Here is a 10,438-nt window from a genome sequence, read left to right as displayed (position 1 = left end):
CGGAGCCGCCGGAGCCGCCGCTGCCGTCACCGGAGCCGCCCTGGCCGCCGGTGATGACGATGCGGGCGGTGTTGTTCGTCGGGTTCGACTCGGTGGAGGAGGTCGCGCCGTCGACCACGATCGTGCCGTCGGTGCCCGGAGCTGACTTGATCTTCAGCTTGACGGTGGCCTTGATCCGGCCGTAGCCGGAGGCGACGCTGGGGAACTCGCTCGGCGACCAGGTCGGGGCCCGACGGGACCACCGTGACCGGGAAGCTGGTCGTGTTGTCGCCGGTGTTGGCGTCGTCCTCCGCGCCGGCGATGGTGACGGTGACCGAGCCCGCGTCGCCGGGCGTGGCGCCCGTGCGGCTGGCCAGCGACACCGGGTAGACGGTGGTGACCTGTCCGGCCGCGAGACTGCCCACCATGCAGGTGACCTTGGCGTCGGCGAGCTTGCAGGTGTCGTCCCAGTCCGACACGGAGGCGGTGACCGCGTCGGAGAGCTTGCTCAGGTCGAGGGTGACGGTCACCGCGGTCGCGTCGGCCTCGCCGTAGTTGTAGACGATGTCCCGTGCGAAGAGGCCGCTCCAGACCCTGGGCGATGTCAGACCCGTCGATTAGAATGTATGTACTAATCGAGCTTTTGACCTGGGAGGATGCTCGTGATCGCGCCCACCTCCGCCCCTGTCACCCCCTACGCCACCCTCCTCGGGTTCACCCGCTACGTGGACCGCACCGGACCCACCAAGGCCACCTTCGTCGGCGGCCTGCGCAAGCAGCGGGCGAGCCGGCACGGCTTCAACCCGCACGGCCAGTTCGTCAAGGCGCTCAAGGCCGACGTCGCCTTCCACACCGGCGGGACGCACCTGGCCCAGGTCGCCGACCTGGTCAAGCCGCGCTGGCGCCCGCTCTACGAGGCTCTGGTGCCCGGCGCGACCGACTGGCTGCACTCGCTCGGCGAGCCGGCCGGCGTCGACCTGGCCCAGACCCGCGACGCGCTGGCCATGCTGGGCGACCTGCCCGTGAAGATCAACCCACAGTTCGGCGTGCGCTACGCCGACGGCCGCGCCGAGGCGATCCGGCTGCACTTCGACGAGGCCCCGCCGAGTGAGGAGACCACCCTGGCAACGCTGCACCTGATGGCCCGGCACATGGACGCGGTCCTGCCGCACGCCGAGCCGGTGCTGGTCGACGTCCGGCGCGGCGAGTCCCACCGGATGCCGGCCGACGTCAAGCCGGAGCAGGTCGAGCAGTGGCTCGCCGGCGAGGCCGCCGCGTTCCGCGCCATCTGGTCCACCGCCGCCTGACCCGGCGGGCCGCGCCCGGCGCCGTCACTGGTGCCGGGCGCGGTGCAGCAGGTACGCGGTGACCAGCCCACCGGCCAGCACCGCCGCCGCCCCCGCCGTCTGCCCGGTCTCCAGCGCCACCCGGAAGGCGTCCCGGACCAGCGCGCGGTCCCGGTCGGAGCCGGCGGCGGCCAGCGCGGCGGGGAACGAGCCGGTTCCGGCCAGCGCGGCCGGCAGCAGGGCGGCGAACCGCGCGTTCAGCACCGCGCCAAGCACGGCCACGCCCAGGCTGCCACCGACCTCGGTCATGGTGCCGTCGACACCCGCCCCGGCGCCGGCCCGCTCCGGCGGCAGCGCGCTCACCACCGCCTCGACGATCGCCGGGTTGGCCAGCGCGCAGCCGGCCCCCATGAGCAGCAGTCCGCCGAGCAGCGCCGGATAGCCGTCGCCCGGGGTGTACGTGACGGCCAGCAGGCCGACGGCGAGCAGCGCCATCCCGACGGCGACCGCGGCCGGCCGGCCCATCCGGCGGATCAGCGCGGCGGCCACGCCGGTGAGGTTGAGCGCCACGATGGAGAGCGCGAACGGCGCCATCCGCAGCCCGGCCTCCCAGGCCGGATAGCCGCGGACGAACTGCAACTGCTGGGTGAGCAGGAACAGCGCGCCGGTCGCGCCGAAGGTGATCAGCACGACGCCGGAGACCGCGCCCGCGAAGCGGGGGTCGCGGAACAGCCCCATGTCGAGCATCGGGTCGGCGACCCGGTGCTCCCAGGCCACGAAGACGCCGAGCAGCACGGCGCCGGCGGTGGCCGCGGCGAGGGCCGTCGGGTCGGTCCAGCCCTGCTCCGGCCCGGCCGTGATCGCCCAGACCACGCCGGTGAGCCCGACCGTGGAGAGCAGCACGCCGAGCACGTCGAGACGACCGGTGGCCGCCTTGCGGGACTCCGGCACCAGCAGCCGGACGGCCACCAGGCAGACCAGCACCACCGGCACGTTCACCAGGAAGATGGCCTGCCATGGCAGGTGAGCGAGGATCGCCCCACCGACCGGCGGCCCGACGGCGAAGCCCAGCGCGCTGGTCGCCGCCCAGACCCCGATCGCCCGCTGCCGCGCCGGCCCCTCGAAGACCTGCACGGCCACCGCGAGGGTGGCGGTGACCAGCAGCGCGCCGCCGACGCCCATCCCGGCCCGGGCCGCGATGAGCTGGCCGGTGGTGGTGGCCAGCCCGGCGGCCAGCGAGCCGGCCCCGAACAGCACCAGCCCGACCAGCAGCATCCGCCGCCGGCCGTACCGGTCGGCCGCGCTGCCGGCGCTGATCAGCAGGCCGGACAGCACCAGGGCGTACGCGTTGATGATCCACTGCACGTCGCTGGTGGTGGCGCCCAGTTCGGTGGTGAGCACCGGCACCGCCACGGTGAGCACGGTGTTGTCCAGCACCACGGTGACCTGGGCCAGGCAGAGCACGGCCAGGATCCACCAGCGGTGCCGCAGGACCGCCCGCCCGACCGGGGCGACCGGCGCCGCGAGGGCGCTCACGGCCGCGGGGCGTACGGGGCGAGCGGGTTGGCCAGTGTCCCGGCGAACTGGAGCGCCGCCGACGGGTCCGCCAGGTCGACCATCTGCTGGTTGTTGCGCAGTTGCAGCCGGTTCAGGCAGGAGAGCGCGAACTCCGGGGCGAACAGGTCGTGCCGGTCGGCCAGGTGCGGCACCGACTCGGTGTAGGCCCGGACGCACTCGGCCACGGTCCGCCAGAAGGTCTCCTCGTCCGCGATGCCCTCGGTGGCCAGGATCGCGTTGAGGTGGCGCAGGAACGAGTCGAAGACGTCGGTGAAGACACAGAGCACCTTCTCGTCCTCGGGGACGGCGGCACGGATCCGGCGGACCGCCTCGGGCAGGTCGGCCTCCGGGTCCATCACCACGATCTCCTCGGCGATGTCCTTGAAGACCACCCGCTCCACCACGCCGTCGCGGAGCACCAGGATGACGTTCTCGCCGTGCGGCATGAAGGCCAGGTCGTAGGCGTGCAGGGCGTGCAGCAGCGGCACCAGGTAGGCGTCCAGGTAGCGGCGCAGCCAGTCCGCCGGGGCCAGCCCGGACGCGGCGATCAGCGCACCGGCGACCGAGCGTCCGGCCCGGTCGACGTGCAGCAGCGACGCCATGGTGGCCAGCCGCCGGCCCGGCCCCAGCCCCGGCACCGGGCTCTCCCGCCAGAGCGCGGCGAGCATCTTCCGGTACGGCGAGTAGCGGTCGGTCGCCGCCTCGAACTGCCGGTGCCGGTAGCCGATCGCGGCCCGCTCCCGGATGATCGTCAGCCCGGTCCGCCGGAACACCGGGTCGGCGGCGATCAGGCCGGCCAGCCAGTCGTTGATGGCCGGGGTGTGCTCCATGTACGCGGCGGACAGCCCGCGCATGAAGCCCATGTTGAGCACCGAGAGCGCGGTCTTCACGTAGTGCCGGTCCGGGTCGGTGACGTTGAAGAAGGTGCGCAGCGACTGCTGGGCGAGGTGCTCGTCCGGCCCCTCGCCGAGGGGCACCAGGCGCCGCCGGGCCACCTCGCCGGCGAACGTGACGGCCAGCTTGTTCCACCACTGCCAGGGGTGCACGGGCAGCAGCAGGTAGTCGGCCGGGTCGAGGCCGAGCCCGGTGAGGGTACGCGCGAAGCCGGCCAGGGTCTCCTCGCCCAGTTCGGCCCGGACGTGGGTGTCGTAGTCCAGGTCGGCGGCGCAGGTGAAGGTGGTGTGGTCGCGGTGGGCGGCGAGCCAGAGCAGCCGGACCGGCCGGCCGGCCTCCGGGGCGTACCGGTGGTGGTCGTGCACGCCGAAGCCGATCCGGCCGCTGTTGGCCACGAAGCACGGGTGGCCCTCGGTCATCGCCGTCTCGATCTGCTGGAAGTCCGCCCCGACCAGCTCGGCCGCGCCCAGCTCCGGCCGGGCCAGCTTGTACGCGAGCCCGGCCAGGGTGGAGGTGATCTCCTCCAGGTAGACGGGCAGGACGGCGTCGGTGAGGCCGAGCGCGCCGCGCAGCTCCAGGCAGAGGTCGACGGCGTCCAGCGGCGCCTCCCGCCCGTTGACGTGGCGGGTCAGGCCGGCGGGGTCGATCCACCAGTGGTCGAGGCTCAGCTGCCGGGCCGCGAAGCGGTACTCGACGGCGCCGTCGTCGCCGCGTACCCGGTAGTGGCCGGGGCCCTGCGGTTCGGGGGTGATGAGCCGTTCGTGGGCGAACTCGGCCAGGGCCTTGCGGACCAGCCGGCGGTTGGCGGCGGCCCAGAGCTCGGGGGTGAGGTGGTCGACGGCGGCGGCGGGGGTGGTCACGCGGGGGCCTCTCTGCGGGTGGCGGCCAGGAACCGCTCGCGGGTACAGACGCTGAGCAGGGCGGTCTTCTCGGGCTTGGCGATCGGGCCGACGACGGTGAAGCCGACGGCCGCGTTCAGCGCGTGCACGGCGGTGTTGCGCACGTCGGGCTCGACCACCACCCGGCCGGTGGCCGGGTCGGCGAAGAGCCAGTCCAGCACCGTGGTGAGGACGGCGAGGGTGAAGCCGCGCGCGGGGGTGTCGGTGGGCGCGCACAGGAAGTGCATCCCGACGTCGCCCACGGCCGGGTCGTAGAGGCCGACCAGCTCGACCCGGGCGGGGTCGTAGCGCTCGGCGAGGAACGCCGGCCGGCCCTGCCAGCACCCGAGGTACGCGTCGTGGTGCGAGTGCGCGGCGATCCGCCGGTACTCCTCGGCCACCCGGTCGACGTCGGCGTCCTGCATCATCCAGAACACCGCCTTGGGGTGGGTGACCCAGCCGTGCAGCAGCGCGGCGTCGGCGTCCGGGTCGAGCGGGCGGAGGCTGAACTCGCCGAGCCGCGGGTCGTGCCGGCGGTGGGTGGGCGCGGTCACGGGGCCACCTTCCGTTCGCGACTGCGGGGCTCGCAGAACCGGCTCACTCCTCGCGCTCACGAGGCCACCTTCCGTTCGCGACTGCGGGGCTCGCAGAACCGGCTCACTCCTCGCGCTCACGAGGCCACCCCGGCGGGCGCGCCGAACTCCTGGAACGCGATGCTCTTCTCGATCGGGTAGTGCTCGCGGCCGGTCAGCTCGCGGATGATCCAGGAGTTGCGGTAGGGGCCCATGCCCAGGTCGGGCGAGGTGACGCTGTGGGTGTGGGTGCCGGCGTTCTGGAGGAAGACGCCCCGTCCGGTGTGGTCGATGCTGTAGTTGCGGGCCACGTCGAAGCGGCCGTGCCCGTCGAAGCGGAGCCGGTCCCGGATCGGGTCGAGGAAGGCGGGCACCCGGTAGCGGTAGCCGGTGGCCAGCACCAGCCCCTCGGTCTCCAGGGTGAAGTCGCGGCCCTGCTCGACGTGGTGCAGCCCCAGCACGTACGTCCCGCGCGCCGGGTCGTACGCGGCGTCGGTCAGCTCCGTGTTGGTGAGCAGCCGGGTGGGCACGGGGCCGCCGACGCTCTTCACGTAGAGCAGGTCGAAGATCGCGTTGATCAGCTCGGCGTCGATCCCCTTGAACAGCCCCTTCTGCTCCGCCTCCAGCCGGTAGCGGGTCGGCTCCGGCAGGCCGTGGAAGTAGTCCACGTAGTCCGGGGAGGTCATCTCCAGGGTGAGCTTGGTGTATTCGAGCGGGAAGAAGCGCGGCGAGCGGGTGACCCAGTTCAGCTGGTAGCCGTGGCTGTCGATGTCGGCCAGCAGGTCGTGGTAGATCTCGGCGGCGCTCTGCCCGCTGCCGACCACGGTGATGCTCCGCTTGCCGCGCAGCGCCGCCCGGTGCTCCCGGTACCGCGAGTTGTGGATCACGTCGCCGGCCAGCCCCGCGCAGGCCGGCGGCACGTGCGGCGGGGTGCCGGTGCCGAGCACCAGCCGGCGGGCACGGTGGGTGACCTGCCGGCCGCCCACCCGGGCGCACACCACGTACCGGTCGTCGACCGGGTCGTGCTCGATCGCGGTGACCTCGTGTCCGAACCGGACGCCGGGCAGCTTGGCGGCCGCCCACCGGCAGTAGGCGTCGAACTCGCCGCGCAGCGGGAAGAAGTTCTCCCGGATGTAGAACGGGTAGAGCCGGCCGGTCTCCTTGAGATAACTGAGGAAGGAGTACGGCGAGGTCGGGTCGGCGAGCGTGACCAGGTCGGCGAGGAACGGGGTCTGCAGGTGCGCGCTCTCCAGCAGCATGCCGGGATGCCAGTCGACGTCGTCGCGGGCCTCCAGGAAGAGACCGTCGAGGTCGTCGATCGGGGCGGTCAGGCAGGCCAGGCCGAGGTTGTACGGGCCCAGCCCGACGGCGATGAAGTCATGGGTCGACATGGGGGTTCTCCAGGGCGGGCGGCCGGTCAGCCGACCGGGCAGGACAGTTCGTCGGCGGCGCGGGCGCGGGCGTACCGGCCGGCGTGTTCGGCGATCAGGTCGAGGACCGCGGCGACGTCGTCCCCGGTGGTCTCCGGGTTGAGCAGGGTGAACTTCAGGTGGTGGGCGCCGTCGACCCGGGTGCCCGCGACGAGCGCGGCGCCGGAGGCGGCGAGCGCCTCGCGGGCGTACAGGTTGGCGTCGTCCACGAGGTCCACGGCCAGGCCGGCGGGGCGCCAGCGGAACACCAGGGTGCTCAGCGCCGGCCGGGTCACCACCTCGAAGCGGGGGTCGGCGGCGAGCAGGTGCCAGGCCTCGTCGGCCCGGTCGACCACCTCGTCGAAGAGCGCGCCGACGCCGTCCGCCCCCATGATCCGCAGGGTGAGCCAGAGCTTCAGCGCGTCGAACCGACGGGTGGTCTGGAGGCTCTTGTCGACCTGGTTGGGGATGCGCTGCTCGACGGCGCGCGCCGGGTTGAGGTAGTCGGCGTGCCAGGTGGCGTGCCGCAGCGTCCGGCCGTCGCGGACCAGCACGGCGCTGGAGCTGACCGGCTGGAAGAACGACTTGTGGAAGTCGACGGTGACCGAGTCGGCCCGCTCGATGCCGTCGAGCAGGTGCCGGCGGGTCGGCGAGACCAGCAGCCCGCAGCCGTACGCGGCGTCGACGTGCAGCCACACGCCGGCCGCCGCGCAGATGTCGGCGACCTGCGGCAGCGGGTCGATGCTGCCGAAGTCGGTGGTGCCGGCGGTGGCGACCACGGCCATCACCAGCAGGCCGTCCGCCCGGCAGCGGGCGACCTCCCGGGCCAGCTCGTCGGGGCGCATCCGCCGCTGCGGGTCGGTGTCGACGGTGCGGACCGCGTCCGGGCCGAGGCCGAGCAGCCGGGCCGCCTTCTGCACGCTGAAGTGGCCGGCTGCGGAGGTGAGCACCCGCAGCCGGGACAGCGCCTCGGGCCCGGGCCGCAGTCCGGCCCGCGCCCGGGTCTCCTCCCGGGCCAGCAGCAGCGCCTGGAGGTTGGAGTGGGTCCCGCCGCTGGTGAACACCCCGTCGGCGGCGGCACCGAGCCCGATCCGCTCGGCCGTCCAGTCGATCAGCCGGCGCTCGATGAACGTGCCGCCGGCGCTCTGGTCCCAGGTGTCCAACGAGGAGTTGACCGCGCTGAGCACCGCCTCGCCGAGCAGCGCGGGGATCACCACCGGGCAGTTCAGGTGGGCCAGGTAGCGGGGGTGGTGGAAGTAGACGGCGTCGCGCAGGTAGACGTCGTGCAGTTCGTCGAGGGCCGCGCCGGGGTCACCGAGCGGGCGGTCGAGGTCGACGGCCGCGACGCGCGGGGCCAGGTCGTCCGGGCCGACCCCGGTGAACGGCCGGTCTGCGGTGGCCACCCGGCGGGCCACCCGCTCGATCCCCTCGGCCAGCACGCCACGGTAGCGGTCCAGCGAGCGGGCGGTGAACAGGTGGTCCCGGGGGCCGGCCGGGCCGGCGCCGGCCGTGGGGGCCGGAACGGTTGCTCCGGGCAGACTCATGGGCAGTCCTCAGTGGTCGGAAGCGGACACGAGGGCGACGGCGCGACGGCATGGCGCGGTCTCGCCGTCCGGAAATGATCGCGCAAATTAGGCTACCCTAACCTAACTTCCGGTGAAGGCCGGTCACCGGACACTCCAGTAGCCGAGCGAGGTCACCTGGTGCCGCCCGACGCCGAGGGTGCGGCGCAGGTGCCGGGTGATGTCGCGGGTGCTGGCCGCCTCGGCGGCCACCCAGTAGTGCGCGTCGTCGGTGGCCGGCATGGCGTCCCGGACGGTCTTCACCAGTCCCTCGCCGTCCGCGCCGCGCGGGATCCAGGTGACCTCGTGGTGGTCCCGGGCGCGCGGCGTCAGGGCCCGCTCACCGTCGTGGGCGTACTCCAGCCAGACCGTGGCCGGCACGTCGGCGGCGGCGTCGAGCAGGCTGTTCACCGCCGGCAGCGAGGCGGCGTCGCCGACGAGGTAGAGGTGGCGCGGCGCGGGCTCGGGCAGGGCGAAGGCGCTGCCCTGCACGGTGGCCTCGATGGTGTCGCCCACGGCCGCGGTCTCCGCCCAGCGGGCCGCGCACCCGTCGTGCAGGGCGAACTCGAGATGGAACCGGCCGGTGGCCGGATCCGGGTCGACCAGGGTGTACGCCCGCTGGTGCGGCCTGCCGCCGTTGTCGAACCAGAGCCGGATCCACATGGTGGGGTGCACGCCGCAGGCGTCCAGCAGGCCGCCGCCGTCCACCAGCAGTCGCCGGTACCGGTCGCCGACCGGTTCGGTGTCCAGCACGGTGAGCCGGAAGTTCCGCCCGCCCATGGCCCGAAGCACCAGTGCTTCCCAGTTCCGCTTCACGTGATCCCTCCAGTAAGGTCTGCCTAAGTTAGGAAAGGGTAACCTAAGTTGATATTCACAACACGGCGGGCCGGCCGGTGAGCGGCATCCGCCGCGACGCCTGGGGCGTACCGCAGCTGTGGGGCGACACCGTCGAGGAGCTGGCCCGGCTCCAGGGCCGGGCCGCCGCGCTGGACCGGGCCTGGCAGATCGAGGTCGAGCGGTGGCGTGCCGAGGGCCGCCTCGCCGCCCGCCTCGGCCCCGCCGAGCTGGGCTGGGACCGGTTCGCCCGGCGGGCCCGCCTCGCCGACACCGCGGCCCGCTGCTTCCGGCGCCTCTCCCCCGCCACCCGCCGGTGGATCACGGCCTACGTGGACGGCGTGAACGCCGGGCTCGCCGAGGGTGCGGCCGGCGCGCCCGAGTTCGCGGCGACCGGCTGCGCCCCCGGCCGGTGGCGGCCCTGGTCCCCGCTCGGCGTCTTCCTGGTCCAGCACATCCTCTTCGGCACCTTCCCCAACAAGCTCTGGCGGGCGCACGTCGAGGCCACCCTCGGCCCGGCGGCGACCGGCCTGTTCGCGGTCGAGGGACCGGACGGGTCGGGCAGCAACGCCTGGGTGGTGCCCGGTGACCCGGCCGCCGGCCGGGGACCGGTGCTGGCCGGCGACCCGCACCGGGTGCTCGAACTGCCCGGCGTCTACCAGCAGATCCGGCTGGCCTGCCCCGAGTTCGACGTGCTCGGGTTCGCCTTCCCCGGGGTGCCGGGGCTGCCGCACTTCGGCCACTCCGGCGAGGTGGCCTGGGCGGTCACCAACGCGATGGCCGACTACCAGGACGTCTACCGCGAGCACCTGCGCCGCGAGGACGGGCGGGTGTTGGTCCGGGACGCCGACGGCTGGCTGCCGGCCCGCCGCCACGTCGAGCGGATCCGGGTCCGGGGTGCCGCCACCGAGCCGGTCGAGGTGATCGAGACCCCGCGCGGCCCGGTGATCGACCACGACCGGCACACCGGCGAGGCGCTCAGCCTGCGGGTCCCGGCCCGGGTCGAGGCGGACCTCGGCTTCGACGCGCTGCTGCCGCTGCTGCGGGCGCGGACCGCCGACGACGTCGCCGAGGCGCTGCGCGGCTGGGTCGAGCCGGTCAACAGCGTGCTGGTGGCCGACCGGCACGGTGCGGTGCGCCAGCTCGTCGCCGGGTTGGTGCCGCTGCGCGACGACCGCTGCCGGTGGGTGCCGGTGCCCGGCTGGGAGCCGCGCTACCGCTGGTCCGGCCGGTACGCCGAGACCAAGCCGGTCGAGGTGGCCGGGATGGCGGTCTGCGCCAACGACCGCCGCGACGACGTGGCCGACCTCGGGGTCGACTTCGCGCCTCCGCACCGCGCCGCGCGGATCCGGGACCTGCTCGCCGCGGGCGTCCCCTCCGACGCCGTGCACGTCGACACGCGGCTGGCGGCCGGCCCGCTGCGGGCGGTGCTCGACCGGCTCGACCCGGCGACGCTCGACCCGGCCA

Annotated in this window: 9 protein-coding genes; 2 read left to right on the top strand and 7 right to left on the bottom strand. The window is 74.0% G+C overall.

Annotated elements, in window-relative coordinates; genetic code table 11:
* Positions 1 to 26 precede the first annotated feature (26 nt).
* On the bottom strand, positions 27 to 509 hold the full coding sequence (locus B0E53_RS27580; protein WP_246835623.1) for a hypothetical protein: 483 nt from the start codon (positions 507 to 509) through the stop codon (positions 27 to 29).
* A gap of 132 nt (positions 510 to 641) precedes the next feature.
* Between B0E53_RS27580 and B0E53_RS27575 the strand changes: the two genes are divergently transcribed.
* A complete protein-coding gene (locus B0E53_RS27575) occupies positions 642 to 1,286 on the top strand; it encodes a hypothetical protein (protein ID WP_107078695.1) in 645 nt (214 codons plus the stop codon).
* Positions 1,287 to 1,310: 24 nt separating this feature from the next.
* Here the strand turns inward: B0E53_RS27575 and B0E53_RS27570 are convergent, their stop codons facing one another.
* The 6 genes from B0E53_RS27570 to B0E53_RS27545 all read right to left on the bottom strand — a co-directional run bounded on the left by B0E53_RS27570 (position 1,311) and on the right by B0E53_RS27545 (position 8,953).
* Entirely contained in the window at positions 1,311 to 2,801 is a 1,491-nt protein-coding gene (locus tag B0E53_RS27570) for an MFS transporter (protein WP_107078694.1), read from the bottom strand.
* Positions 2,798 to 4,576 (bottom strand): IucA/IucC family siderophore biosynthesis protein, encoded by a 1,779-nt coding sequence (locus tag B0E53_RS27565; protein ID WP_107078693.1) that lies wholly within the window; start codon positions 4,574 to 4,576, stop codon positions 2,798 to 2,800. The genes B0E53_RS27570 and B0E53_RS27565 overlap by 4 nt, the downstream gene beginning before the upstream one ends.
* A complete protein-coding gene (locus B0E53_RS27560) occupies positions 4,573 to 5,148 on the bottom strand; it encodes a GNAT family N-acetyltransferase (RefSeq protein ID WP_107078692.1) in 576 nt (191 codons plus the stop codon). The genes B0E53_RS27565 and B0E53_RS27560 overlap by 4 nt, the downstream gene beginning before the upstream one ends.
* Positions 5,149 to 5,264: 116 nt before the next feature.
* Positions 5,265 to 6,557 carry a lysine N(6)-hydroxylase/L-ornithine N(5)-oxygenase family protein gene (locus B0E53_RS27555; RefSeq protein ID WP_107078691.1) on the bottom strand — a complete coding sequence of 431 codons (1,293 nt, stop codon included), beginning with the start codon at positions 6,555 to 6,557 and terminating at the stop codon, positions 5,265 to 5,267.
* A gap of 26 nt (positions 6,558 to 6,583) precedes the next feature.
* On the bottom strand, positions 6,584 to 8,119 hold the full coding sequence (locus B0E53_RS27550) for an aspartate aminotransferase family protein (RefSeq protein WP_107078690.1): 1,536 nt from the start codon (positions 8,117 to 8,119) through the stop codon (positions 6,584 to 6,586).
* Between the two features lie 123 nt (positions 8,120 to 8,242).
* Complete coding sequence (locus tag B0E53_RS27545; protein WP_107078689.1) at positions 8,243 to 8,953, bottom strand: siderophore-interacting protein; 711 nt, start codon at positions 8,951 to 8,953, stop codon at positions 8,243 to 8,245.
* Between the two features lie 77 nt (positions 8,954 to 9,030).
* Between B0E53_RS27545 and B0E53_RS27540 the strand changes: the two genes are divergently transcribed.
* Positions 9,031 to 10,438, top strand: a 1,408-nt coding sequence (locus B0E53_RS27540; protein ID WP_107078688.1) for a penicillin acylase family protein, incomplete at its 3' end; no start/stop codon positions are given.

Source organism: Micromonospora sp. MH33 (assembly GCF_003013775.1).
Lineage (GTDB): Bacteria > Actinomycetota > Actinomycetes > Mycobacteriales > Micromonosporaceae > Micromonospora > Micromonospora fulviviridis.
This window is presented reverse-complemented; position numbering and strand designations above follow the sequence as displayed.

Coding starts and splice junctions, on each gene's coding strand:
- B0E53_RS27555 (WP_107078691.1), bottom strand. CDS start 6,557: ATGTCGACCCATGACTTCATCGCCGTCGGGCTGGGCCCGTACAACCTC.
- B0E53_RS27550 (WP_107078690.1), bottom strand. CDS start 8,119: ATGAGTCTGCCCGGAGCAACCGTTCCGGCCCCCACGGCCGGCGCCGGC.